Below are 24,798 nucleotides of genomic sequence, written 5' to 3' on the forward strand. Positions count from 1 at the left end.
TAATGAAAAATAGTATAAAAGTTTTCGCTCCGGCAACGGTTGCAAATGTAGTGTGCGGTTTCGACGTACTGGGTTTTGCCGTAAACGAACCGGGCGATGAAGTTGAGATGCGTTTTACCGACACACCCGGAGTGGTGATCAAAAGAATTACAGGTGATGATGGCCGCCTGCCTTTAGATGCCGCTAAAAATACAGTTAGTGCCAGTGTTCAGCATTACCTGCAGCATATTAACCGTTTAGATGTTGGTGTAGAAATTGAACTGCACAAAAAAATGCCTATTGGTAGTGGACTGGGCTCAAGTTCAGCCAGTACTGTTGCTGGTTTATTTGCCATTAACAAGCTAATGGGCGACTTATTAACAGCTAAAGAGCTGGTTCCTTTTGCCATGAAAGGCGAAGAACTTGCCTGTGGTTACGGCCATGCAGATAATGTTGCCCCTGCATTATTGGGCGGTTTTGTACTGGTAAGAAGTTATGAACCACTTGATGTAATTTCTTTACCTACGCCTGCCGGAATGTATGCGGCAATTGTTTATCCGGAAGTTGATGTACCGACTAAAGATGCACGCCAGATGATCCGCAGTAAGGTTGCCCTAAAGGATGCGGTTACCCAATGGGGAAACGTTGCCGGTTTGGTAAGTGGATTGTTTATGAATGATTTCGACTTAATTGGAAGAAGCATGAAAGATGTCCTGGTAGAGCCTACCCGCTCGATCCTGATCCCTGGTTTTGAAGAAATGAGAAAACTGGCGATGGAAAATGGTGCTATCGGTTTCGGAATCTCAGGTTCCGGTCCTTCTGTTTTCGCCTTGACCAAAGACGAAGAAACAGCCAGAAAAATAACCAAATCGCAACAGCAACACCTACATAAAATAAATATTAACAGCAAAGCTTTTGTTTCTCCGGTTAATGCGGAAGGACCTAGAGTAATGTAAATATGTAAAATGGGAGATGGGAGATGGATGATGTAAACCACATTTTCCATCATCCATCTTACCTCATCCATTCTAAACAATGAAACTATACTCAACCAACAATAAAGATTTACGCGTTTCTTTTAAAGAAGCCGTTTTTAACAGCATGCCGCAAGATAAAGGCTTATACATGCCAGTAGAAATCCCACAGCTTGATGCCGATTTTATCGAAAATATTGAAAAATATTCTTTACCGGAAATTGCTTACAAAGTAGCTTCAACACTATTAAAAGATGAAATTCCGGCTGAAGATTTGAAGGCTTTAATTGATGATGCAATTAATTTTGAGGCCCCCGCAGTAAAATTGGATGATAAAACCTTTGTACTCGAATTGTTCCATGGCCCATCTTTGGCTTTTAAAGACTTTGGTGCCCGTTTTATGAGCCGTGTGATGGCTTATTTTTTGAAAGATGGCGAACAGCTGCTAGATGTATTAGTTGCGACTTCGGGTGATACCGGCGGCGCAGTGGCCCTGGGTTTCCTTGGCGTACCTAACACCAGGGTAACGATCCTTTATCCGGAAGGGAAAGTGAGCCCTATACAAGAACTGCAGTTAACCACAAATGGCGAAAATATCAGGGCAGTTGAGGTTAAAGGTACTTTCGATGATTGCCAGGCTTTGGTAAAACAGGCTTTTGCAGATGATGAACTCAATGCTAAATTCAGGTTGACTTCGGCCAATTCGATTAACATTTCGAGATTAATTCCGCAAACCTTTTATTATTTCAATACTTACGCCCAACTGAAAAAACAAGGTTTAAGTGATGTTATATTTTCAGTACCAAGTGGAAATTTCGGAAATATTGGCGCAGGTTTACTGGCATATAAATTAGGATTACCTGTTAAACAATTTATCGCGGCTACCAATGTGAATGATACCGTTCCACGCTTTTTAGAAAGTGGCGTATATGAAACGAAACCATCTACACAAACTTATTCAAATGCGATGGATGTTGGTGCGCCAAGCAATTGGGTACGTATTATGGACTTGTTTAATCAGGATGTAAAGGCAATTAAAAATATGGTTACATCTTACCGTTTTACTGATGATGAAACACTAGCAGGCATTAAAGAACTTGACAATAAACTAAATTATGTTGCCTGTCCGCATACAGCGATTGCGTATTTGGCAATTGAAAAATACAGAAACGAAAACCCAACAGATGAAAGTGCGGCCGTTTTCTTATCTACTGCACACGCCTGTAAATTCCCGGATATTTTCCCGGCGGATATTGCAGCTAAAATCGAAATCCCTGAACAGGTAAAAGCTTTGGAAAGTAAACCTACACATGCAGATCAATTGGCGACAGACTTTGAAGGATTTAAAAGTTATTGTTTAAAGGGTAATAATTAGATTGATCGTTATTTCGAGCGGAGTGCAACGAAGCCGAGAAATCTGTCTAGAGATAGATCTCTCCGTTCCTCTGCGCTACAGTCGAGATGACGATTTATAAAAATACAAATCCATACCAACTTATGACCTATCTCTAAAGTTAGTCGGGATTTGTAATCCTTAACCAAAAAAAGTCAAATAGCACAAAGGTCCGGACTAAAAATCCGGACCAACTTGAAAATATTTATTTAATTAACAGAAGCGAAAGCTGTAGCAGTAATGCTAACATTATTAAATGTCGCACTCCCCGCAGTGGTGGTAATCGCTTGTCCATTAAATCTAAAAGTGCGCGAACCTGGTGCTGCAGTATAAATAATAACAGTATAGGTGCCGGCCGTCAACGGACCATATGAACCTCCACTTGGGCCAAAATAAGCACTAACAGGAGTAGGTCCGTACAGGTAAATAGATCCGTTATCACCAGTTCCATTACCTAAATTTAAACCAATGCTAAAAAATTTACTGGCATTATTTTCAGCCTTAGTATTTTGCAAAGGTAACACAGCCAGCACTGTACAAAACAGGAATAATTGAATAAGCTTTTTCATAATAATTGTTTTTAATTGTAGATTTATATTTGGTTAATTATATAAAAATAAAAATTTAAGCGTTACGTAGGATCGTTTTACTTATAAAAATAAAAAAAAGGCCTGAACATTACTCCGGCCTGAATCAGCTATAAAACTGAAAAAGCTATTTTGTATTTCTGGATTTTAAACTGTTTACTGCTGCCCTTAATTGTTTTATTTGCTTTTATACTTCAGTTAGGTGTGGATTTTGAGGGGTTTAAAGGGTAATATAAAGTAGCGTTGGTCGGGATTTGTAATCCCGACTTTTGAACTAAGGATTTGTAATCCTTACCCTTTAACCAGATTACAAATTTGGAGTACGCTAGGTTCAGATTATAAATTCAGTCCAACACAAACTTTGACTAAAGATTTGTAATGTTTATCTTACAGGTAAATAGGCACTGATAATGGCTTTCAAATATTCCATAACTGATCAAAACGACATTTACTTCATTACTACAACAGTAGTTGGATGGATTGATGCCTTTACACGTAAAGAACTTGCGGAAGTTATTATTGAAAGCCTGAAATACTGCCAATCTGAGAAGGGATTAATTATTTATGCATGGTGTTTAATGCCAAGCCACTTACACATGATTGTTAGTGCTAAAGAAAATTACAAACTTTCGGACATTATCAGAGATTTTAAAAAATTCACCTCTAAAAAGATAATAAAAACGATTGGAGAAATTAATGAAAGTAGAGAATGGCTCTTAGATAAGTTTTCATTTGCTGCCCGAATCAATATCAAAAACAAAGAATATAAATTTTGGCAGGATGGCTTCCATTCAATTGCTTTATATTCAAATGAATTTAAAGATCAAAAATTAGATTACATTCATAATAATCCCATTGAGTCGGGAATTGTTTTGGAAGCAGAACATTATAACTATAGTTCGGCTGTAAACTATGCTGGCGGTTTAGGATTATTAAAGGTTGTTTATTTATGATTAGAAATTTATAAGCCAGATTATAAATCTGGGGTAATCAGTCCGGATTACAAATCCGGACCAACACCCGAAAACAAATATATGGTTAGTCGGGATTTGCAATCCCGTCTTTTGAACTAAGGATTTGTAATCCTTAACTAAAAAGAAAAATACAATTCCGGATTACAAATCCGGATCAACTTGAAATAAAAAAATCCCGATTTTAATCGGGATTCATCATTATTTAGCACTTTGTTGTGATTTTAGTGTTTTCAGCTCCCGCTGAAGTGCTTCAATCTGTTGCTGTTGCTCCTTAATACTGGCGACCAAAAGCGGAACTAAACTCTCGTAATCTACCTTGGTAATGGTAGCATTTTTAAATGCATTTTTGCCTGACGCATAACTTTTTGCCTGTACAGAAACAATTTCAGGAAAAGCGTTTTTAGCTTCAGCGCCTACAAAACCATATTGCGGTTTGGCAGATAGCTTTAGTTTCTCGGCCCAGGCTTTATCGTAATTAAAACTTACCGGTTGCAACTTGGTCACCTGAATAAGGGCATTTTCTACTGGCTTAACATTATTTTGCACAACTTCCTGTGCACTGATTTTTAAAGAAGCAGCGATTAATAACACTGCAAATGAAATTGCTCGTTTCATATATATTAATTTTGAAATTTTAAAATAGACTCTTTATTCCACAGGAATTGCAGAAAAAATAAACACCAAAATATGTTTATACGGAGGGTGGTGGAGTTAGAACTTCAGGGAAGTATGCCAACTGGAAAAAATGACCAGGAATGAGTATCTTTTTTGAAGTTTGAAGCGGAAAATATAACGTTTCATGAAACACAATCTGTTGTACTACATATTCGGTTTCTACTTTCTTTTCTTCCTTCTCTGTCGCGTCATCGTTTGTAGATAAAACTTCAACATTATCGGTAGAATAGCTTAAATACAAGATCATATTACTTACCTTAAAAAATAAGGCTAAAGTAACACAGATAACGACCACATATTTAAAAGCATTCAATTTCATTGTCGCAAATATAAAGCTGCTCAGCTTTAAAACAATAATTTTAAGGTTAAAGTTCTGTAAGAATTTGAAATATTGGCCAGATACTATCCACAAGTTTACGAGAGCAAGGCTAGCTTCCAATTATGGTTTGGATCAGACCACGCAAGTTTTAGAAAACTGCGTGGTCTTTTATTAAAAAATAGCTTTCGCGATCTTTTTGGTTTGTTCAGGACGGCCCATCGTATAAAAGTGAAGCACCGGAGCCCCAAAATCGATCAGTTCTTTACATTGTTTGATCATGGCTTCTGTGCCAATTTCTTTTGCCTCATTATTGTTTTTAGCGTGCGATAGTGCATCCGTTAACTCATCAGGTAAATCAATATGAAATATTTTAGGCAATACATTCAATTGCGATAAAGTACTAATGGGCTTTAAGCCTGGTATAATTGGAATATTGATATCATTTTCCCTACATTTCTTTACAAAATCGAAATATTTCTGGTTGTCGAAGAACATTTGCGTTACGATAAACTCCGCACCTGCTTCTACCTTCTTTTTAAGGTATTTGAAATCCGTGCTCATATTAGGGGCCTCAAAATGTTTTTCCGGATAACCAGCAACACCGATACAAAAATCACTTTTAAAAGTTTCTACATCTTCATGCAGAAATTTACCTTCGTTATGGTTCTTGATGTGCTCAATCAGGTCAGTAGCGTAACAATGTCCGCCTGGAGTTGGCACAAAATTCCCATCTGCCTTACGGGCATCGCCACGCAAAGCCAAAACGTTATCAATCCCCAAAAACTGTAGATCGATCAATGCATTTTCGGTTTCTTCTTTGGTAAATCCACCGCAAATAAGATGCGGAACGGCATCAACTTTATATTTATGGATAATGGCTGCACAGATGGCAATAGTACCGGGACGTTTACGGTAAGATACCTTTTGTAGCAAACCATTTGCCTGTTCTTTATAAATGTAATCCTCGCGGAGCGAGGTTACATCAATAAAAGGAGGATTAAACTCCAATAGTGGTTCTATCGCATCATAAATCCATTGTATGCTTTGCCCTTTAACAGGCGGCAATAATTCAAAAGAGAATAAGGTTTTACCCTTCGCGTTTTTTATATGGTCTGTAATCTTCATAACCTGGTTTGGTTGTCATGCTGAATGCTAATGAAGCATCTCTAACATTGTAGCAGTTCTTATTTCTGACGACTGCAAACATCAAAATTATATGTTCTTCGATTAGAGATCCTTCGTTGCATCCGATAGCTATCGGATCAGGATGACAAATCGATAATATTAATAAGCTAAATTTGGACTTAACCACCGCTCCACTTCTTCAATTGGCATATTCTTTCTGATGGCGTAATCTTCAATCTGATCTTTGGTAATTTTTCCCAATCCAAAATACCTCGAATCGGGATGTGCGAAATAAAACCCGCTTACTGCCGCTGTTGGATACATGGCATAACTTTCGGTTAAGTGTAATCCGATTTTATTCTCCGCATCAAGTAACTGGAATAAAGTACCCTTTTCGGTATGCTCCGGGCAGGCAGGATAACCTGGCGCCGGACGGATACCTGCGTACTCTTCCTTAATCAATTCCTGATTGCTCAGGTTTTCATCCTGTGCATATCCCCAGTATTCTTTACGCACACGTTCATGCAAGCGTTCTGCGAAAGCTTCAGCTAAACGATCGGCCAGTGCTTTGGCCATGATACTGTTGTAATCATCATAATTGGCCTCGAACTCATTTACCAGTTCATCAATCCCAATACCTGCGGTTACAGCAAAACCACCAAAATAATCCTGAATACCACTTTCTTTCGGTGCAATGAAATCAGACAAAGCATAATAAGGCTGCCCATCTACTTTTTCGGCCTGCTGGCGAAGGGTATGGATCGTAATTAGTCTTGAGTCTTCAGTCTTGAGTCCAGAGTCGACAGGCAGACTTGCGACTTCGGACTCCGGACTCCGGACTTCTAAGACAATATCGTCTCCTACCGCATTTGCTGGCCAAAAGCCGATTACAGCTCTTGCTGTTAATAGTTTCTCATCGAGGATGCGTTTTAATAAAGTCTGTGCATCATCAAAAAGTTTCTTTGCTTCATCACCAACATTTTTATCATCGAAAATTTTCGGATAACTTCCGCGGAGCTCCCAGGTATGGAAAAACGGTGTCCAATCGATATATGGAACAAGTTCTTCTAAGGGATAATTATCGAAAACCCTTGTACCTGTAAATTCCGGAACAGGTAGATTGGGTTGAAAATCAATCTTAAATTTATTCGTACGTGCTTCTTCTAAAGTTTTAAAACGTTTATCAGATCGTTTATTTAAATGTGCCTCGCGGGCTTTGTCATATTCAGCCCTGATGCCTGCAATATAATCATCTCTCGTTTCAGGATTCATCAAGGTACTACAAACGGTAACACTTCTGGAAGCATCCAACACATGGATAGCTGGTCCAGAGTAATTTGGCGCTACTTTTACTGCAGCATGGATCCTGGAAGTAGTTGCGCCACCGATGATCAAGGGAATGGTAAAACCTTCACGTTCCATTTCTTTGGCAAAGTGAACCATTTCATCCAATGATGGTGTAATTAAACCACTTAAACCAATAATATCAGCTTTTATTTCTTTGGCTTTTTTGATGATTTCCTGCGCCGGAACCATCACACCCATATCTACAATTTCGAAGTTATTACAAGCCAATACTACCCCCACAATGTTTTTACCAATATCGTGCACATCGCCTTTAACCGTAGCCATTAATACTCTTCCGGCAGATGAATTCTGATCCTGATCGGGATTATCCAGTTTCTCTTGCTCAATAAACGGTAATAGATAGGCTACCGCCTTTTTCATTACCCTTGCCGATTTTACCACCTGAGGCAAAAACATTTTTCCTGCACCAAATAAATCACCGACAATGTTCATCCCGTCCATTAGTGGACCTTCGATTACCTGAATCGGGCGGGCATATTTTTGCCTGGCTTCTTCCACGTCATCATCTAGGTACTCTACAATTCCTTTTACCAGTGAATGTGATAACCTTTCTTCAACAGGACCTTTTCTCCACTCTTCGTCTTTAACAACCTCTTTACCTTTTGATTTTACGGTATCGGCATATTCTACCAATCGCTCCGTAGCATCGTCTCTTCGGTTTAAAAGCACATCTTCTACCCTCTCTAACAATTCGGGCGGAATTTCCTGATAAACCTCTAACATTCCCGCGTTTACGATACCCATATCTAAACCGGCCTGAATGGCATGATAAAGGAATGCAGAGTGCATCGCCTCTCGAACGGTATTATTCCCTCTAAAAGAGAATGAGATGTTCGAAACCCCGCCACTTACTTTGGCGTGAGGCAGGTTTTCTTTGATCCAACGGGTGGCATTGATAAAATCGACAGCATAATTATTATGCTCTTCCAATCCGGTTGCAACGGTTAAAATATTTGGATCGAAAATAATATCCTCTGGAGGGAAACCGATTTCGTGTACCAGAATATCATAACTCCTTTTGCAGATTTCCTTTCTACGCTCATAATTATCGGCCTGTCCCTGCTCATCAAAAGCCATTACTACTACGGCAGCGCCGTATTGCATAATTTTGCGGGCGCTTTCGCGGAATTTATCTTCCCCTTCTTTCAAGGAAATAGAGTTTACAATTCCTTTTCCCTGCAGGCATTTTAAACCATTTTCAATAACCGACCATTTGGATGAATCGACCATGATTGGCAATTTGGCAATATCGGGTTCAGAGGCGATGAGGTTTAAAAATTTGGTCATTGCTGCTTCCGAATCCAGCATCCCTTCATCCATGTTTACGTCGATTACCTGTGCACCGCCTTCAACCTGTTGCAAAGCAACGGCCAATGCTGCTTCATAATCGCCACCCAAAATCAGTTTGGAGAATTTTGGAGATCCGGTAATATTGGTTCTTTCTCCAATATTTACAAAAATACTATCCGGGGTGATGGTTACAGGCTCCAATCCGCTTAAACGCATATAAGGCTCAAGCACTGGTATTTTACGGGGCTCAGCTTTTCGGGCATTTTTAGCAATACAGCCAATATGATCTGGCGTGGTACCACAGCAGCCTCCAACAATGTTCACAAAACCAGAGGCAATAAAGTCATCAACCAGATGTGCGGTTTCGTGCGGTTGCTCATCGTAAGCACCAAACTCATTTGGTAAACCCGCATTTGGATAGGCTGAAACATAACAGCCTGCTTTTGCAGCAAGCTCTTCAATATGCGGACGCATTTCTTTAGCCCCCAAAGCACAGTTAAAACCGATACTTAATGGTTTTGCATGCATTACAGAGTTCAAAAAAGCCTCAGCAGTTTGACCTGAAAGCGTTCTACCGGAAGCATCGGTAATGGTACCAGAAATCATGATCTCCAGTTTACGGCCAATTACCTCTTCGTATTTTTTTATGGCTACAATAGCCACTTTAGCATTTAAAGTATCGAAAATGGTTTCGATTAATAATACATCAGAACCACCATCTATCAAACCGCGCACCTGTTCATAATAAGCTGCTTCCAGCTCATCAAAATAAACTGCCCTAAAACCAGGGTCGTTTACATTCGGCGACATGGAAAGGGTACGGTTGGTTGGGCCAATGGCACCGGCAACAAAACATTTACGGTCTGGATTTGCAGCCATGAACTCGTTTACAGCTTCTTTTGCCACGCGTGCACCTTCAAAACTCATTTCGTAAGAAAGGTCTTCCATCTGGTAATCGGCCATGGAAATACGCTGTGTACTGAACGTATTGGTCTCAATAATATCGGCACCAGCGGCCAGATACTCCAGGTGTATTGTTTTAATAATATCCGGACGTGTGATGTTAAGCAAATCATTATTGCCTTTTACATCACAGGGATGGTTTTTAAATCGCTCCCCTCTAAAATCTTCTTCGGTTAAGGTATATCGCTGAATCATAGTGCCCATTGCACCGTCAATCACCAAAATACGTTTTTCTAATTCTTCTCTTATGCTCATTTGTTATAGTAGCAAGTGGCTAGTAGCAAGTATCAAAATTCCTGATATGCGTCCTAACCGCAGATAATAAGCATAGTACCGAACCAGATTTGATTGATACTTGATACTTTATACCTGATACTTAAATAGCTTATTTAAAAAGTTGGTACGTGAATCGTAATCCTAAACTTATCTGTTTCCGCTATTTGCAGAATAGAATTTAGCACCTTGTATGGTTACAGGTTGCTAAGACTTCGTTGGGTCTAATCCCTCCGTCTTTCTTAATAAGCATACAAAAGTGCAACAAAGCAACATCAATTCCAAAAATTATCGCTTTGGCACCAAATAAAATTACAAAGGCCACGCAAAACTGCGCGGCCTTAAGAATATTGTTCTGTTAGTGATTACTTTCTGCTTCCGAAAATGCGCAATAAGAAAAGGAAGATATTTAAGAAATCCAGGTATAAAGACAATGCTGCTACAATTGCCATTTTTTTAGATTCAATCTGAAGAACCTGTTCACCGCTAGCTTCAATCCCTTCGCCAATTCTTTTGATTTTTTGCACATCATAAGCCGTTAATGCCGTAAATATTGCAATACCAATGAATGCCATAAACAAACTGAAGTGTTCGCTTTGAACAAACATATTTATTACACTGGCAATTATTAAACCAATTACCCCAACCATTAAAATAGGCCCAAATTTACTTAGATCGATATTGGTGGTGTAGCCCATAAATGCCATAATTCCAAATATTCCGGCAGCTCCTGCAAAACAGCTCACTACTGAACCTGAAGTATAGGTTAACAAGATAAAACTTAAACTCACTCCAGTTAATAATGAATAAAGCACAAAAACGCCAATTAATGCTGGCAATGACAATCTGCTTAAACCGAATCCCATTAATAAAACCAATCCGAGTGGTGCAAACATCGCTACATAACCGAAAATCGACATGCTCACTTTACCAGTTGCCGGATTAATATTTAAAAGGTATTGCATTAACTGCTCATTGGTACCAAATAAATAAGCTGCTACAGTTGATAAACTCAACGCCACAAACATCCATAAGAAAACGTTTGCAAAGAATTTTTTAGAAACAGATTTTTCCTGTACAAAAACACTGTTGTCCTGATATTGATAATTTTGTTGTTCCATTTTAAATTTTGTGTATTTAACTATATAAAAATAAATATTTAGTTTAATCTTTTTGTCAGCAATTCTTCAACTTTTTTAAAGAACTGCAGTGGTTTTAATGTTCGCCAAGGCAAGTCATCAAATGCACCACCAAAGTTAATGTAATAATCGATGTTATTATCGCGAAACTCAGTGATGACGTGTTCCTGAAAATTCACCCCAACAATCCAGCCATCTTCTACTTCCTGAAACCATTCTTCGTAATAACTATCATCAGAGGCATGGAAATTCAGTATATTTTCGCCGATCAGGATAAACTTATTAATGCCTTCATCCATCATCAGCTCTAAAATATCGCGCTTCATCAGCATAATGTCGTTGTTAATGGCATCATTCCACTCGCCTATAAACTCTATAATGGCATAACTGCGGTCATAATCAGCATATAATACCTTCATGTATAACGTATTCGAACCAAACTCGTCCCATTGTGGGTGCAGTAAAAAGTTATAAATCTGCTTATCGAAGTAAAGTTCCGAATATTCGGTATTGTAAAATGGCGAACGCTCATCTTCTGCCGAAATATAATCATCTCTCCACTGGTAATAAGGCTCAATTTCGTGCATAATTTTTAATTATTGAATGAGCGAGTTTTGAATGAGGGAATGATTAATGCTACTCTTACATGTTATCACTCACTAATTCTTTCATTCACTCAATCCATCCTTCTCTCATTTATTAGTGCCCTGCTTCAACTGCTTTTCGCACACTTCCATAACGGGTTAACAACTCAGCGGCTTCATCATAACCAATATTCAGTTCATCGGCAACCATTTGTGTACCTCGATCGACCAATTTATGGTTAGTTAACTGCATATCGACCATTTTATTGCCAACTACGCGCCCCAGCTGAACCATAACAGTAGTGCTTAACATATTTAATACCATTTTCTGCGCTGTACCGGATTTCATGCGGGTGGAGCCTGTAATAAATTCAGGGCCAACCACCACTTCCACCGGAAAATCCGATTCTGCAGCAATAGGTCCGCCTGCATTACAAACAATACAACCTGTTAAAATACCATGCTTACGTGCCGTGTTTAATCCACCGATTACATACGGCGTAGTACCTGACGCTGCCAGGCCAACTAAACAATCTTTTTCGTTAATGTCAAATTCCTGAAGATCTTTCCAGGCTTGTTCGGCATCATCTTCAGCAAATTCTACCGCTCTTCTAATCGCTGTGTCTCCGCCGGCAATAATCCCTACAACCCAGTCAAAAGGCACACCATAAGTAGGCGGGCATTCTGAAGCATCTACAACACCTAAACGACCACTTGTGCCTGCACCTATGTAAAAAAGACGACCACCTTTTTTCATTCGCCCGGCAATGGCCGATGTTAATTTCTCGATTTGAGGCAAAGATTTTTCGACTGCAAATGCTACCGTTTTATCTTCGTTATTAATGCCCTGCAAAACTTCTAACACCGACATCTGATCAATGTGGTCATAGTTAGATTCTTGCTCGGTAACTCTATTCATAAATTTAATTTTGATAAAATTCGGTAAATTCTTTTTAAAAACTACGCTATAAATTCAAAAAATCTTACATAAATTTTAACCAATCACTTCATTGCATTAATTAATGTTAAATATTAGAAACAAAAGACATGAAAATGCAGTTAAAAAATATATCAACCCGCTAATTTTCATAAATTTGCGGTAACGCCAATGAAAAAAAACACCCGCAACAACATATTGATCGCTGTAAGCTATTCTGTAATTTTAATAGTGGGGATGTTTTTGGGCATAAAATTCATTAAAGATCAAGGCTTTGGCGTTAAAAAAAGTCCTCAACTAGCCAGTAACAGCGACGAAAAATTAAACGAAATCTTACACATCATCAACGGCAACTACGTTGATGACATCAATACCGATTCGCTTCAAAACTTACCTATCGATAGTGTTTTACACCAACTCGATCCGCATAGTGTTTACCTGCCGCCAGCGGATGCGCAAGATATGACCGATAACCTGGAAGGAAATTTTGAAGGCGTAGGCATAGAATATTACATGCTTAACGATACCATGATGGTTACCGGTGTAGTTAAAGACGGGCCAGCGTACCAGGCGGGAATTAAATTGGGCGATAAGATCCTGAGTATTGATACCGCAGTAGTAAGTGGCCGGAACCTACCCAAAGATCAACTTACAGGCCGTTTTAAAGGTAAATCGGGAACTGGCGTGAGTGTAGTGCTTTTACACCCGGGAGCGCCACAAAGTAACCGAATTATGGTTACCCGTGGTAAAGTAAACGTAAGCAGTATTGATGCGGCCTATATGATTAATAACGAAACTGGTTATGTTCGGATCAGTAAGTTTGGCGCCAATACTGACAACGATTTTTCTGCTGCAGCCAATAACCTGAAAGCAAAGGGCATGAAAAAACTGATTCTTGACCTGCGCGATAATGGGGGTGGTTATTTTACAGCAGCAACAGGTCTGGCCGATCAGTTCCTGGGCGAGAATAAACTCATTGTGTATACACAGGGTAAACATGAGCCACGTACCGATTATTTCTCTACTGGTACAGGGGCCTTTCAAAACGGCAAACTCGCTGTACTTATTAATGAAAATACCGCATCAGCCAGTGAAATTGTAGCTGGAGCCATCCAGGATTTGGGACGCGGGATTATTGTTGGCCGCCGCTCTTTTGGAAAAGGCTTGGTACAAGAACAATTTGCTTTTGGCGATGGTTCTGCACTAAACTTAACCATTGCAAGATATTATACCCCATCTGGCCGGAGTATCCAAAAATCGTATAAGAAAGGCTACGATGCTTATAAACATGAATTAGACGAACGGATGACGGACGGAGAGCTTACCGGAGACCGGACCTCTTTCCAGGATTCTATTGAGAAAACTGAAGGCGTAAATATTCCGTCGAACAAAAAAGTTAAACCAATTGGCGGTATCCAGCCAGATATATTTGTGAAATTGGATACAAATGGCTACAATAAGTTTTACAGTAATTTAGTGAGCAAGAAAATACTTTCTGATTACGTATTTAATGTACTGACCAATAAATACAGCGCCAGTTTTGTAGAACAGAATATCAATATCTTCACCATAAACGATAACGACTTTAAGGACTTTATCGGATTTCTTCAACGCAAAAACATAACAATAGATCGTTTTCAATTGTACAATTCGAAAAATGTGATTTTAAATGACCTTAAAGCTTTGCTTTGTCGCTATTATTTGGGCGATGTGGGTTACTACAAAGCAGCAAACCAAACCGATAATGCAGTAAGACAAGCACTCCTTAACCTTCAATAGCCATATTTTATACGTTTTTGAGGCAGAAGCAACCCTCGAAATAAATTCTAAATTTCGAAAAAATAATTAAAATCAAAATAATATTTCAATTTAAAAGAAATAAATAACACTATATTTTGTTTATTTAACTTTGCCTCCGGATTATATCATTTTATGGAAGCAAGATTAACTGCAGAAGATCAACAAGTATTGAATAACCTTTTAGAAAAGGTTAAGGAACAAACCGAGTTATTCTTAGGTTATCCCGTATCGAAAGATTTTGATTACCAGGCACTTTCGGATTTCCTAAAATACCCGATGAACAACCTGGGCGACCCTTTTGTCACTTCCACCTATGGCGTTGGCTCGCGTGAGTTGGAAAAAGAAGTAGTCCAGTTTTTTGCTGAACTTTTCCGTGCGCCTGCAGATAACTGGTGGGGTTATGTAACCAATGGTGGCTCAGAGGGTAATCTCTACGGCTTATACCTTGCCCGTGAGTTACATCCAAAAGGAATGGTTTATTATTCTGAAGCTACACATTATAGTGTGCAAAAGAACCTGCATTTACTCAATATGTCAAACATCGTTATCCGGACACAAGATAACGGAGAAATTGATTATGAAGACCTTGAGCACACGATCAGAATGAACCGCCATATGCCTGTTATTATTATGGCCAATATTGGCACCACCATGACCGAAGCACGTGATGATGTAGCCAAAATTAAAGCCATCTTAAAAAAACTGGCTATCCAACATTATTATATTCATGCTGATGCAGCACTTTCTGGCACCTACAGCGCATTAATTGAGCCAAGACCAGCATTCGATTTTGAAGATGGGGCAGACAGCATTGCCATTAGCGGCCATAAGTTTTTTGGTTCACCCATGCCTTGTGGGGTCGTGGTGGCCAAAAAATCGAACCGCGATCGGATTGCACGTTCGGTGGCTTACATCGGAAGTATTGATACCACCATTACCGGATCCAGAAATGGTCATAGCCCTCTATTTTTATGGCACACCATTAAACGTTTGGGGATAGCAGGCTTAAAGAGCAGGGCCATGCACAGTTTAGCAACTGCAGCTTATGCGGAAAACAGACTTAAAGAGATTGGTATTACGGCGTGGCGAAATCCAAGTGCCATCACTGTAAACTTCCCTACTCCATCTGCAACAATCTGTAAAAAATGGCAGCTGGCAGCAGAACAGGGAAATTCGCACATCATCTGCATGCCTAACGTAATGCAATCGCATATCGATCAATTAATTGCTGACCTTGAAGCCGAAATGGTATTACAGGATTGACGATATACAAACATTTCGATAACCTCTGATGTTTAAAACGATATTAATGATACTCATACATTAAAGGGTTTTAAATGAAAATAATAATTGTAGGCGCAACAGGCACACTGGGCAAAAAGGTAACCGAAGCTTTTGCGCAAAAACACGAGATCATCCGCGTAGGAAATACCAAGGGTGATATCCAGGTTGACATTACCAATGAAACATCGATTAAAAATATGTTTGAGCAGATTGGCGCTTTCGATGCCCTGATCAGTACGAGCGGTAAAGCTCACTTTGCACCTCTAAATCAGATGACGGGTGAAGTATTTAAGCGTGGTTTACTGGATAAATTATTGGGACAAATTAACCTGGTGCTTATCGGTCAGCGTTACATTAATAAAGGCGGTTCATTTACATTAACTTCCGGGATATTAGCCGAAAATCCGGTTGCTGCAGGATCAGCATTGAGCACCGTAAATGGAGGTTTAAATGCATTTGTTTTGGCTGCAGCTCCAGAACTTGAAAATGGTGTTCGTATAAATGCCATTAGCCCTAACGTGGTTGAAGACTCTCCTGCATATTTCGATTCTTTTCCCGGGGAAATTCCTGTTAGCATGGAGAAAGTGGTTAAAGCGTATGAGAAAAGTGTACTGGGCATCTTATCAGGTCAGGTAATAAAGGTTTATTAGTAATGTTTGGTATTTCGAAAAAATAAGACGTTTTTTTAATAAAAGCTTATTGTAAAATTTAGCTTATTCAAAGCCCAAAATTTTATATTAGTCTATATAACAAACTCAAGCATGATAGAAACCGAACGCCTCATTTTAAAACCATTAACGCACGATCAGCTTTTAAAATATATTAAAGATGATCACTCTTTAGAACAAGAATTTGGCCTTCTACCAACCAAAAAAAACATTTCTCCTTCACTTCAAGAGGCTTTGGAACAAACAATTTTACCTAACGTTTTTGATAAGGACAAAGATTATCTATACCATACTTTATGGACCATCATATCCAAACCCGACCATCGGATGGTCGGTGATATTTGTTTTGTTGGCGAACCAGATCCAAATGGCGAAATCGAAATAGGTTATGGCACTTATGAGGAATTTAGAAGCAAGGGCTTTATGACCGAAGCTGTTGGCAGATTAATAGAATGGGCCAGGGAGCAACCTAAAGTGAAATCGGTTTATGCAACCACGACTAAAGACAATGTGGCCTCTTATTCCATTTTAGAAAAAAACAACTTTATCCATATTGGTGAAGTAGATGATATGTTAAGCTGGAAAATTGAGTTGAAATAAGTTTTGCTACCAATGCCACTAGTCTTAGCCTTCTGCTAAGACATTGTTTAGTTTTTTTTTGCAGCTATATTAATTTGCCACGGAGACACGGAAAATCACGGAATAATCCTCGCGTATATCATCCTCGCTACAAACGAAGACCATTGTAAAATATTAACACTTAACCACATCAAACTATAAAAAGAGCTATCTGTATAGCTATAACATTAAGATCACTTACAATACAACCTCAAACAAACTTAAGCTGATTCCTTCATAGTGTTTCGGCAACCCTTCGGTTTTTTCCATAGTTACTTCACCAACATAATCAAAACCACAACCCGTGTAATATTCGAGCAGTTTTTCATTATCCGCCCAGGTGTCCATTCTGATAAATTTAATATCGTTCTTTGCAGCAAAAACTTTAGCCCATTTGATAATTTCCCTCACAAAAGAATAACCCCTGAATGCGGGATGGGTTACAATCCTGTGGATATAAATCGCATCGTGATCCCGTTCTCCCCAAATTAACTGATCGTTAAATGTAACGGCAAATACACAGACTACCACACCATCTACAAGAATTTTATACTGACGGTTTTCATCAATTTCGGTTTGCACCATTTCTCTGCTAAAGCCCTGCCAGTGCTTGTTAAACACTTTCTTTTGATAAGCTATAGCCATATCGTAAAACTCGAAAATGGTGTCGATATCAGCTGACTGGCTGTTTTGTACTTGTAATTGCATGAAGCAAAGGTAGGGGTAAATTTTATCTCGTTAGTAAGGGATTTGCAATCCCATGTTTAGCATTAGCCTTTTGTGGATTGCAAATCCACAGAACAGTGCGACGAGATTACAAATCCCGACGAACAAAAAAGTAGCTGCTGTCATTCTGAACGCAGTGAGGAATCCCTGGCCTACAAAACACTGCCATCCAAGCTTTAACGATATGAACGTTGGTAAATTCACTCAAGTACACTATAAACAACAGAAAGATTCTTCACTGCGTTCAGAATGACATGAATAGAAAAAAAACAGGGCTGCTTCTTTAAGAAACAACCCTGTTTTTAATTATGGGAATTCGGACCTTAGCCTTATACCTTCAAGCCCTAAACCTTAACTTATTTCTGTCTGAAATAAATCTGGATCGGTGCACCGGAAAAATCGAAGTTTTCTCTCAATTTATTCTCGATAAAACGTTTATACGGATCTTTAATATACTGTGGCAAGTTACAGAAAAAGGCAAACATTGGTGAGGTTGCATTAATCTGAGTAATATATTTAATCTTAATGTGTTTTCCTTTTAACGCTGGCGGTGGGAATTTCTCAATCAGCGGCAACATTACATCATTCAATTTAGATGTAGGAATTTTCTTGCTACGGTTTTTATAAACTTCTAAAGCGGCTTCAATTGCTTTAAAAATACGTTGCTTATTTATTACGGAAGTGAAAACGATCGGCACATCGGTAAACGGGCGAATACGCTCATGAATCTGCTCTTCAAAAGCTTTCATCGTTTGCGTATTTTTTTCAATTAAATCCCATTTGTTAACCAGAATTACAATACCTTTTTTGTTTTTCTCGGCCAGGTGGAAAATATTAATATCCTGACTTTCGATTCCTTCTACGGCATCGATCATTAATACCACAACATCAGCTTCTTCTAAAGCTTTAATGGTACGCATTACCGAATAAAACTCCAGGTTTTCTTTAACCTTTGTTTTTTTACGTAATCCGGCAGTATCGATCAGCATAAACTCATGACCGAACTGGTTATAATGGATTTTAATTGAATCGCGGGTGGTACCTGCATTTGCGGTAACGATATTACGTTCTTTGCCAATTAATGCATTAACCAAAGATGATTTACCAACATTAGGACGACCTGCGATGGTAATTTTAGGCAGTTGATTTTCTTCTTCCGGAATATCTTCGAAATTTTTAACCACCTCATCCAATAACTCTCCTGTTCCGGAACCAGTCATTGATGATAATGCATATACTTCGCCTAATCCGAAACCATAAAAAGTATGGATTTCGTTATACAAAGCAGTATTATCTACTTTATTTGCACAAACATAAACGGGTTTATTACTTCTGCGCAGTACCTGGGCAATATCATCATCTAAATCGGTAATACCTGTAGTTACATCAACCATAAAGATTAATACACTGGCTTCTTCGATAGCAATCATTACCTGCTCGCGGATTGCCGCTTCGTAAACATCTTCTGAGTTGGCTACATAACCACCAGTATCAATTACGGTAAATTGTCTGTCGGTCCACTCACCTACTCCATAATGCCTGTCGCGGGTTACGCCGCTGATATCATCTACAATTGCCTTACGGCTTTCTGTTAATCTGTTAAAAAGGGTACTCTTGCCTACGTTTGGCCTGCCTACGATGGCTATAATATTACTCATGGGTGTTCTTTTGATAGTTAATGGCTTATAGTTAATGGTCGTGGTGTTCAGGCAAGCTGCTCAAACTATTTGGCTATCAGCCATTGACTATCAACTACTAACCGATTCATTTCGGGCTGCAAAGGTACGGTTAATTATCGTAACCGAAGCTTTTTAAGTAATTCTTTTTACTTCTCCAGTCTGGAATTACTTTTACAAACATTTCTAAAAAAACCTTATTATCTAAAAATTTTTCAATTTCTAAGCGTGCTTCAGTACCCACCTTTTTTAACATACTCCCACCTGTACCGATTAAAATATTTTTTTGCGAATCGCGTTCGACCACAATTTCTGCAGTAATCCTGATCAAAGCACCTTTGCCATTTTTCATTTCCTCTTCTTTAAAACTCTTTACAATAACTTCGGTACTGTAAGGAATTTCTTTCTGATAATTAAGGAAGATTTTTTCGCGGATAATCTCTGAAACAAAGAAACGTTCTGAACGATCGGTTAAATCTTCTTTGTCGTAATATGGCGGATGTTCTGGCAGCATTTCGAGCACGCGATCCAATAATCCGTCTACATTGTGTTTATGTAAAGCCGAAATGGCATAAATAGCAACCGGATTTAGCTTCTCCTGCCAGTAGGCAATCTTCTCATCAACCTGTTCCTGTAATGCTTTATCGATTTTATTAATGAGTACAATTGTTGGGATATTACGATTCAGAATTTTATCCATAACGTCTTCCTCATCGTGCCCTTCGTTGATGTCGGTTACGAATAAAAGTACGTCTGCATCGGTTAAAGATCCGTTTACAAAGCTCATCATACTCTCTTGTAAACTGTATTTTGGCTTAATTATACCCGGTGTATCAGAGAAAACGATCTGATATTCTTCTTCATTTACGATCCCTAAAATGCGATGCCTTGTGGTTTGTGCCTTAGGAGTGATAATGCTAAGCCGCTCGCCTACAAGCACATTCATGAGGGTAGATTTACCTACATTTGGTTTACCTATTATACTAACAAAACCTGCTTTATGCGCCATTAAAATATTTTTAAAAAAAAATTTGCAGCACAAAGAAACGAATTATATCTTTGCATTCCAATTCGGAAACAGAGTTAAGGATTTAATTCAAAGAAAAAACGAGTTGTATAGAGTGCGGGGTGGAGCAGTTGGTAGCTCGTCGGGCTCATAACCCGAAGGTCGCACGTTCGAGTCGTGTCCCCGCTACCAAAAGAGTTGAAAGACACTCTGATTATTTAATGGCCCGTTCGTCTAGGGGTGAGGACGCCAGATTTTCATTCTGGAAACAGGGGTTCGATTCCCCTACGGGCTACACTTATTACATCAAAACTTTTAAAAAGGCTGTAAATCATAGATTTACAGCCTTTTTAACTTTACAGGCATACTAAAAAGCATAATTGGCTACCAAAAGAAGATTTTGCGGACAGGATGTGTGACGCCAAAGAATGGATTCAGTGTAAAGTAAAAGTTCTGGCCAGCTGATTTTTTATACCTGCCGAATCTTGCAATGCGTTATGGCTCAGCAACTCCGCTCTCCCTTTGCTACTGCCACTTAAAGTTTCGTAATTTTCTAAGGGCTTAATTCCGGCTGCAAAGCTAATGGGGACCGCATCATTATAAGTTTGCCCAACGGCATAATAACCGCACGCCAGTATTGCCAGCAATACTAAAAAACCATTGCGGATAAGCTTCATAAACATATTAAGATAAAAATCCGCCCATATACCGTCATGAATAAAAATTTGCTTTTTCTTAAATCTTTATGGAAATATCAGGGGCAAGAAACAATAAAGCTTCCTGCCCCTGAAGGTTGTATGCGGCATTTAGTGGCCTAAGCAATAAAGCCATACTACCGGTTAAAATTGGTGAAAGGTAGTAATACTTTTAGCAGGAAGCGTATACGTAAATCCATTACCTGAAACAGCAACTGATCCTATCGAAGACATGTTTTCATTACTCGATGTGCGATGAATATTCAACGAAGCAACACCACTAACATTAGCAACCGAAAAAGACTGGCTTACAGCCGTAGTGCCTGTATTAACAGCCACAATTACCAATCCACCTCCCCTATAGGCTGTTAAATAAATGTTAGGGGTAGGATTATAGGTACAGGCAATTCTTTGTTTTCCTGGTCTTATCCATTTGGCAAACTGACCACCAGTATAGCCCGCTTTGTAAATTGCACCACTTTGATTAACCAGGTTAACGCTTGCATCATTGTCATTAACCCACCAAAAGTAGTAAGCACTAAATTGGTTGTTCATACAATCATTAATGTTTTTAGCTAAAACTAAACAGTTATCCATATTGTCGCGGCTATTTTCAACATAGTATTCTGTCATCCAAATGCGTTTTCCTTTATTAAGTGCATTTTGGTGCACATAATTACCACCACCGTAAAGATGTCCGGAAACATAAGAAATTTTAGCCGCAGCGGTTGCATCGTTCAGTGTTGGGTCAGTATAGGTATCGTTAAAATTAATAGCATCAGCACAAACAATGGGTTTGCCAATATTTGATCCGCCAGCTTTAATAATATCACGTATCTGAGATCCATCCAAATTCCCATCTTCCGAAGAGCCATCAGGCTCATTCTTTATAGACACAAAATCACATTTTATGGCCGAAGCAGCACTACCCAGCCAATTGCAGAAATTAACATACTGGTTAGATGGAATGGTATTGCCCGACCGGTAAGCGGTAGGTATTTTCCAGGGGCAGCCTAATACTTTAGCGCCCCGGGCATGCGCCGCAGCGGCATTGTTCGTTTCATCTGTCCATGCATTATTTTGGTCGAAACGAACCCTCAATAAAGAAAAGCCCAGTGTATTATAAAGTGCATCATTTTTAGCTGTAGTAAGCGTACCACACCACGCACTGGAAAAGCCAAGCCCATCAATGGTTTGATAATAGGTATTACCATCAATAGATGCCGCCCCTTTTAACTGTGGTTCAATATCTTCTTCAATCTGCTGTTTTTCTTTCTTTTCTTCAATTTGCTGTTTTTCTTTTGCACAGCCTTGTAGTAGAAATAGCGTAATAGCGATAACACAAATTTTAAATTTCATGATTGTTTTTTAGGTTTTTTAAAGGTAGATAGTCACTTATTTTGAATAAATTATATAAAGGTTATTTACTTGAATGTCCTCCTTTCTTTTAGTGTGTGCAATTTGGTTGAATAAAATATATTTGATATTTCTGCCTGGCTATCATTGGTAAATGATGTATTTGAATATGTTCAATCATCCATAACCTGTTTTATTTGAGATTACCAGCCTTTTAAAGGTTTTGGCTAAATATCTTGGATTAAGCTTACAAAACAATTCACTAACGCTATAACTGTAAATGTTTCCTTTTATTTTGTTCCAATTTCCAAAAGATCTCTTTTGGCATTGACTATTGAAAATGTTCTCATCTATGTATTTCTCTCGTAGCTTGTTAGCTGATTTTATGCAATTGTTAAATCTGCATTATCATTATAAAACATTGTCTTATGCCAAACTATAAAGGACAGTTTTCAAACGCTGCATAATTTTACCACTCCATAAAAAATTACGTTTTGGCATTCTCTCAGGAATATTTCCAAATAAATAATTTACTAGTTATGTAATTTTAAAATACAAATTTAAAATATTTTATAATATAAATAATTAAAACAAATACTACATAATTATAGCTGTAAAACTGGACACTTCTAAATCATATATTTTTAACTAACACTTGTAATTACGAATATTAAAATTATCATCAGATGAATTTAATGCATCTAAAAGCTAAATTAACTATTGATTAGCAGTTCAAATGTATTGGCTTATCATTTTAGTGTATAGCAATTTTTATTAAATTATCAGTTCAAATGTTCAATAACCATTAACTCCTATCATCAGCATTTATACAAAAAATAAAATTAATAAGTTAGCTATACATAGCTTATTAATTATACAAAAATTAATTCCCTATATATACCAGCATTGTTTAATGCTATTACAACTAAGACTTACACCGGGAACGCTTTGCAGGAGATGTGAAATCAAAATTATTCCAATGAGATTAAGATTGATGATCAATTGAGACATGCAAGCTCTTTTCTTTATTTTCCTTTTGCAAGACCAATACAAAAATCAGCCACAGCAAAAATAATCTACTAAAAATCAAGCAGATAATTTAAAAATATAATAAAATTTAGTGAAGCCTTTTGAAAAGCAAAAATATTGTATACCTTTGCACTCCTTCAAACAAAGAAAATTTGAAGCTATAGAGTGCGGGGTGGAGCAGTTGGTAGCTCGTCGGGCTCATAACCCGAAGGTCGCACGTTCGAGTCGTGTCCCCGCTACCAAAGAGTTGAAAGACACTCTAATTATTTAATGGCCCGTTCGTCTAGGGGTGAGGACGCCAGATTTTCATTCTGGAAACAGGGGTTCGATTCCCCTACGGGCTACAAAGTCACATTGAATGATGTTAAAACCTGCAAATCAAATATTTGCAGGTTTTTTATTGATATCAAAATTTGCATCAAAGCTCAATGAAAAAGTTGGTAATTCAGCGCATATCGTTACAGAAAATCTTTTATGCAAGCACATACGCCGCACTTTAGTCGAAGTTTTTTTTTATTCAGGGAGATAATATATAACCAGTATCCTCACGTCAGTCATTGCATTGTTCCATTCTTTATTTGATACATATTAGCTTCATTAACTATCTTAGGCTATCGATGCCAAAACCGTATTAGTGATCAAATCACAGATATCATGCTTAAACTGGTCAACCAAAATTTCCGACAGGCCCGCCTGTTCAAGCAATTCCATTTTCAGTTCGTCTTTTTGCCCCGCTACCAGATCAGCAAAATCAGATTTGCTTATCGATCCTTCAGTTAGTTCGGTTATCCAGCTTTCAAGATCAGTCTGCATTTCATTAACCATCACATACCCATCAGACGTTGCCGCAGCAGCATATTCCCTGAGGTTCTTTTCTGCCATGCCTGCAATGCCTTGTTTCAGTATTTGCCAAATATTGCTAAAATCGATAATCATTATTTTAATGTTTAATCTTTCTAATTTCCAGGTCGGCAATCTGGTCGAACGAAAAGGCTATCTGTTTCTTTTTATCAGTTATATAGGCCGGACTACACTTCCTATCGTTCTGCCACTTTACAAGGAAACCACCGAGCAAATTCGCTTTTGGATCGTTTAGCAAGGCATACATATTATTCGTTATGTCATTATGCAGCCGGTGTTTATTGTATTCTATAGCTTTATTAATGTCTGATTGTAAAGCTTTTACTTCTGCGGCATGGCTAGCATAATCGGTTGTGGCTTCATCCATCAAGCTTAGGGCATCTACCTTGATAGATGTAATCTGCTTATAGGCAAACCGGTCGAAATTTGAAATAATCGGACTGCACGCTGTGCTGATTAAAATACTTGCTAGCAAGCAATAAGCTATTTTTTTCATACC

22 protein-coding genes, 4 tRNA genes and 1 riboswitch are annotated in these 24,798 nt (G+C 38.4%); of the genes, 11 read left to right on the forward strand and 15 right to left on the reverse strand.

Annotated features, from left to right (window positions below; genetic code table 11):
- Nucleotides 1-2 precede the first annotated feature (2 nt).
- On the forward strand, nucleotides 3-935 hold the full coding sequence (locus BCL90_RS12495; RefSeq protein WP_121284294.1) for a homoserine kinase: 933 nt from the start codon (nucleotides 3-5) through the stop codon (nucleotides 933-935).
- Between the two features lie 79 nt (nucleotides 936-1,014).
- On the forward strand, nucleotides 1,015-2,328 hold the full coding sequence (thrC, locus tag BCL90_RS12500) for a threonine synthase (RefSeq protein ID WP_121284295.1): 1,314 nt from the start codon (nucleotides 1,015-1,017) through the stop codon (nucleotides 2,326-2,328).
- A 227-nt stretch (nucleotides 2,329-2,555) separates the two neighbouring features.
- On the opposite strand, the gene BCL90_RS12505 is transcribed toward thrC, so the two are convergent.
- A complete protein-coding gene (locus tag BCL90_RS12505) occupies nucleotides 2,556-2,915 on the reverse strand; it encodes a hypothetical protein (RefSeq protein WP_121284296.1) in 360 nt (119 codons plus the stop codon).
- Between the two features lie 428 nt (nucleotides 2,916-3,343).
- On the opposite strand from BCL90_RS12505, the gene BCL90_RS12510 reads away from it, so the two are divergent.
- Nucleotides 3,344-3,886, forward strand: coding sequence for an REP-associated tyrosine transposase (locus BCL90_RS12510; RefSeq protein WP_121284297.1), 543 nt, complete (start codon nucleotides 3,344-3,346; stop codon nucleotides 3,884-3,886).
- 219 nt (nucleotides 3,887-4,105) lie between these two features.
- Here BCL90_RS12510 and BCL90_RS12515 read toward each other — a convergent pair whose 3' ends face one another.
- The 7 genes from BCL90_RS12515 to murQ form a co-directional block, all read right to left on the reverse strand.
- Entirely contained in the window at nucleotides 4,106-4,522 is a 417-nt protein-coding gene (locus BCL90_RS12515) for a tail fiber domain-containing protein (protein ID WP_121284298.1), read from the reverse strand.
- A 76-nt stretch (nucleotides 4,523-4,598) separates the two neighbouring features.
- On the reverse strand, nucleotides 4,599-4,901 hold the full coding sequence (locus tag BCL90_RS12520) for a hypothetical protein (RefSeq protein WP_121284299.1): 303 nt from the start codon (nucleotides 4,899-4,901) through the stop codon (nucleotides 4,599-4,601).
- Between the two features lie 171 nt (nucleotides 4,902-5,072).
- Nucleotides 5,073-6,026 (reverse strand): methylenetetrahydrofolate reductase [NAD(P)H], encoded by a 954-nt coding sequence (gene metF / locus BCL90_RS12525; protein WP_121284300.1) that lies wholly within the window; start codon nucleotides 6,024-6,026, stop codon nucleotides 5,073-5,075.
- A 159-nt stretch (nucleotides 6,027-6,185) separates the two neighbouring features.
- Nucleotides 6,186-9,902, reverse strand: coding sequence for a methionine synthase (metH, locus tag BCL90_RS12530; RefSeq protein ID WP_121284301.1), 3,717 nt, complete (start codon nucleotides 9,900-9,902; stop codon nucleotides 6,186-6,188).
- A gap of 165 nt (nucleotides 9,903-10,067) precedes the next feature.
- Nucleotides 10,068-10,172: riboswitch (SAM riboswitch) on the reverse strand.
- 113 nt (nucleotides 10,173-10,285) lie between these two features.
- A complete protein-coding gene (locus BCL90_RS12535; protein ID WP_121284302.1) occupies nucleotides 10,286-11,041 on the reverse strand; it encodes a Bax inhibitor-1/YccA family protein in 756 nt (251 codons plus the stop codon).
- Nucleotides 11,042-11,079: 38 nt separating this feature from the next.
- Entirely contained in the window at nucleotides 11,080-11,646 is a 567-nt protein-coding gene (locus tag BCL90_RS12540; protein ID WP_121284303.1) for a hypothetical protein, read from the reverse strand.
- 112 nt (nucleotides 11,647-11,758) lie between these two features.
- Nucleotides 11,759-12,562: an N-acetylmuramic acid 6-phosphate etherase gene (gene murQ / locus BCL90_RS12545; RefSeq protein ID WP_121284304.1), complete on the reverse strand. Its 804-nt coding sequence runs from the start codon at nucleotides 12,560-12,562 to the stop codon at nucleotides 11,759-11,761.
- A gap of 189 nt (nucleotides 12,563-12,751) precedes the next feature.
- On the opposite strand from murQ, the gene BCL90_RS12550 reads away from it, so the two are divergent.
- The 4 genes from BCL90_RS12550 to BCL90_RS12565 all read left to right on the forward strand — a co-directional run bounded on the left by BCL90_RS12550 (nucleotide 12,752) and on the right by BCL90_RS12565 (nucleotide 16,932).
- The gene (locus BCL90_RS12550; protein ID WP_121284305.1) at nucleotides 12,752-14,359 is read left to right on the forward strand and encodes a S41 family peptidase; all 1,608 of its coding nucleotides are present in this window, start codon (nucleotides 12,752-12,754) and stop codon (nucleotides 14,357-14,359) included.
- Between the two features lie 153 nt (nucleotides 14,360-14,512).
- Nucleotides 14,513-15,643, forward strand: coding sequence for a histidine decarboxylase (locus tag BCL90_RS12555; protein WP_121284306.1), 1,131 nt, complete (start codon nucleotides 14,513-14,515; stop codon nucleotides 15,641-15,643).
- Nucleotides 15,644-15,717: 74 nt separating this feature from the next.
- Nucleotides 15,718-16,314, forward strand: coding sequence for a short chain dehydrogenase (locus BCL90_RS12560; protein WP_121284307.1), 597 nt, complete (start codon nucleotides 15,718-15,720; stop codon nucleotides 16,312-16,314).
- Nucleotides 16,315-16,425: 111 nt separating this feature from the next.
- Complete coding sequence (locus BCL90_RS12565) at nucleotides 16,426-16,932, forward strand: GNAT family N-acetyltransferase (RefSeq protein WP_121284308.1); 507 nt, start codon at nucleotides 16,426-16,428, stop codon at nucleotides 16,930-16,932.
- Nucleotides 16,933-17,148: 216 nt separating this feature from the next.
- Here BCL90_RS12565 and BCL90_RS12570 read toward each other — a convergent pair whose 3' ends face one another.
- The 3 genes from BCL90_RS12570 to era all read right to left on the reverse strand — a co-directional run bounded on the left by BCL90_RS12570 (nucleotide 17,149) and on the right by era (nucleotide 20,361).
- Complete coding sequence (locus BCL90_RS12570; protein WP_121284309.1) at nucleotides 17,149-17,658, reverse strand: GNAT family N-acetyltransferase; 510 nt, start codon at nucleotides 17,656-17,658, stop codon at nucleotides 17,149-17,151.
- A 374-nt stretch (nucleotides 17,659-18,032) separates the two neighbouring features.
- Nucleotides 18,033-19,334 carry a ribosome biogenesis GTPase Der gene (gene der, locus BCL90_RS12580; RefSeq protein WP_121284311.1) on the reverse strand — a complete coding sequence of 434 codons (1,302 nt, stop codon included), beginning with the start codon at nucleotides 19,332-19,334 and terminating at the stop codon, nucleotides 18,033-18,035.
- 130 nt (nucleotides 19,335-19,464) lie between these two features.
- On the reverse strand, nucleotides 19,465-20,361 hold the full coding sequence (gene era, locus BCL90_RS12585; RefSeq protein ID WP_121284312.1) for a GTPase Era: 897 nt from the start codon (nucleotides 20,359-20,361) through the stop codon (nucleotides 19,465-19,467).
- A 113-nt stretch (nucleotides 20,362-20,474) separates the two neighbouring features.
- On the opposite strand from era, the gene BCL90_RS12590 reads away from it, so the two are divergent.
- Nucleotides 20,475-20,550: transfer RNA gene (locus BCL90_RS12590), tRNA-Met, on the forward strand.
- A gap of 31 nt (nucleotides 20,551-20,581) precedes the next feature.
- Nucleotides 20,582-20,653: transfer RNA gene (locus tag BCL90_RS12595), tRNA-Glu, on the forward strand.
- 139 nt (nucleotides 20,654-20,792) lie between these two features.
- On the opposite strand, the gene BCL90_RS12600 is transcribed toward BCL90_RS12595, so the two are convergent.
- Nucleotides 20,793-21,041 carry a hypothetical protein gene (locus BCL90_RS12600; RefSeq protein ID WP_166792101.1) on the reverse strand — a complete coding sequence of 83 codons (249 nt, stop codon included), beginning with the start codon at nucleotides 21,039-21,041 and terminating at the stop codon, nucleotides 20,793-20,795.
- Nucleotides 21,042-21,197: 156 nt separating this feature from the next.
- Nucleotides 21,198-22,412: a glycoside hydrolase gene (locus tag BCL90_RS12605; RefSeq protein ID WP_121284314.1), complete on the reverse strand. Its 1,215-nt coding sequence runs from the start codon at nucleotides 22,410-22,412 to the stop codon at nucleotides 21,198-21,200.
- A 1,192-nt stretch (nucleotides 22,413-23,604) separates the two neighbouring features.
- Between BCL90_RS12605 and BCL90_RS12610 the strand changes: the two genes are divergently transcribed.
- Both BCL90_RS12610 and BCL90_RS12615 read left to right on the forward strand, forming a co-directional pair.
- Nucleotides 23,605-23,680: transfer RNA gene (locus tag BCL90_RS12610), tRNA-Met, on the forward strand.
- A gap of 30 nt (nucleotides 23,681-23,710) precedes the next feature.
- A tRNA-Glu gene (locus BCL90_RS12615) sits at nucleotides 23,711-23,782 on the forward strand.
- A 262-nt stretch (nucleotides 23,783-24,044) separates the two neighbouring features.
- Here BCL90_RS12615 and BCL90_RS12620 read toward each other — a convergent pair.
- Nucleotides 24,045-24,374, reverse strand: a complete 330-nt coding sequence (locus tag BCL90_RS12620; protein ID WP_121284315.1) for a hypothetical protein — start codon at nucleotides 24,372-24,374, stop codon at nucleotides 24,045-24,047.
- 4 nt (nucleotides 24,375-24,378) lie between these two features.
- Nucleotides 24,379-24,795 (reverse strand): hypothetical protein, encoded by a 417-nt coding sequence (locus BCL90_RS12625; RefSeq protein ID WP_121284316.1) that lies wholly within the window; start codon nucleotides 24,793-24,795, stop codon nucleotides 24,379-24,381.
- Nucleotides 24,796-24,798: the final 3 nt, after the last annotated feature.

This window comes from Pedobacter alluvionis (assembly GCF_003664035.1).
GTDB lineage: Bacteria > Bacteroidota > Bacteroidia > Sphingobacteriales > Sphingobacteriaceae > Pedobacter > Pedobacter alluvionis.

What these genes read in the sequence shown, in the direction of transcription:
- BCL90_RS12570 (WP_121284309.1), bottom strand. Translation starts at nt 17,658, where the DNA reads ATGCAATTACAAGTACAAAACAGCCAGTCAGCTGATATCGACACCATT.
- thrC (WP_121284295.1), top strand. Translation starts at nt 1,015, where the DNA reads ATGAAACTATACTCAACCAACAATAAAGATTTACGCGTTTCTTTTAAA.
- BCL90_RS12515 (WP_121284298.1), bottom strand. Translation starts at nt 4,522, where the DNA reads ATGAAACGAGCAATTTCATTTGCAGTGTTATTAATCGCTGCTTCTTTA.
- BCL90_RS12535 (WP_121284302.1), bottom strand. Translation starts at nt 11,041, where the DNA reads ATGGAACAACAAAATTATCAATATCAGGACAACAGTGTTTTTGTACAG.
- BCL90_RS12605 (WP_121284314.1), bottom strand. Translation starts at nt 22,412, where the DNA reads ATGAAATTTAAAATTTGTGTTATCGCTATTACGCTATTTCTACTACAA.
- BCL90_RS12625 (WP_121284316.1), bottom strand. Translation starts at nt 24,795, where the DNA reads ATGAAAAAAATAGCTTATTGCTTGCTAGCAAGTATTTTAATCAGCACA.
- BCL90_RS12555 (WP_121284306.1), top strand. Translation starts at nt 14,513, where the DNA reads ATGGAAGCAAGATTAACTGCAGAAGATCAACAAGTATTGAATAACCTT.
- murQ (WP_121284304.1), bottom strand. Translation starts at nt 12,562, where the DNA reads ATGAATAGAGTTACCGAGCAAGAATCTAACTATGACCACATTGATCAG.
- BCL90_RS12540 (WP_121284303.1), bottom strand. Translation starts at nt 11,646, where the DNA reads ATGCACGAAATTGAGCCTTATTACCAGTGGAGAGATGATTATATTTCG.
- era (WP_121284312.1), bottom strand. Translation starts at nt 20,361, where the DNA reads ATGGCGCATAAAGCAGGTTTTGTTAGTATAATAGGTAAACCAAATGTA.
- BCL90_RS12565 (WP_121284308.1), top strand. Translation starts at nt 16,426, where the DNA reads ATGATAGAAACCGAACGCCTCATTTTAAAACCATTAACGCACGATCAG.
- BCL90_RS12550 (WP_121284305.1), top strand. Translation starts at nt 12,752, where the DNA reads ATGAAAAAAAACACCCGCAACAACATATTGATCGCTGTAAGCTATTCT.
- metF (WP_121284300.1), bottom strand. Translation starts at nt 6,026, where the DNA reads ATGAAGATTACAGACCATATAAAAAACGCGAAGGGTAAAACCTTATTC.
- BCL90_RS12600 (WP_166792101.1), bottom strand. Translation starts at nt 21,041, where the DNA reads ATGTTTATGAAGCTTATCCGCAATGGTTTTTTAGTATTGCTGGCAATA.
- BCL90_RS12495 (WP_121284294.1), top strand. Translation starts at nt 3, where the DNA reads ATGAAAAATAGTATAAAAGTTTTCGCTCCGGCAACGGTTGCAAATGTA.
- der (WP_121284311.1), bottom strand. Translation starts at nt 19,334, where the DNA reads ATGAGTAATATTATAGCCATCGTAGGCAGGCCAAACGTAGGCAAGAGT.
- BCL90_RS12520 (WP_121284299.1), bottom strand. Translation starts at nt 4,901, where the DNA reads ATGAAATTGAATGCTTTTAAATATGTGGTCGTTATCTGTGTTACTTTA.
- BCL90_RS12560 (WP_121284307.1), top strand. Translation starts at nt 15,718, where the DNA reads ATGAAAATAATAATTGTAGGCGCAACAGGCACACTGGGCAAAAAGGTA.
- metH (WP_121284301.1), bottom strand. Translation starts at nt 9,902, where the DNA reads ATGAGCATAAGAGAAGAATTAGAAAAACGTATTTTGGTGATTGACGGT.
- BCL90_RS12620 (WP_121284315.1), bottom strand. Translation starts at nt 24,374, where the DNA reads ATGATTATCGATTTTAGCAATATTTGGCAAATACTGAAACAAGGCATT.
- BCL90_RS12510 (WP_121284297.1), top strand. Translation starts at nt 3,344, where the DNA reads ATGGCTTTCAAATATTCCATAACTGATCAAAACGACATTTACTTCATT.
- BCL90_RS12505 (WP_121284296.1), bottom strand. Translation starts at nt 2,915, where the DNA reads ATGAAAAAGCTTATTCAATTATTCCTGTTTTGTACAGTGCTGGCTGTG.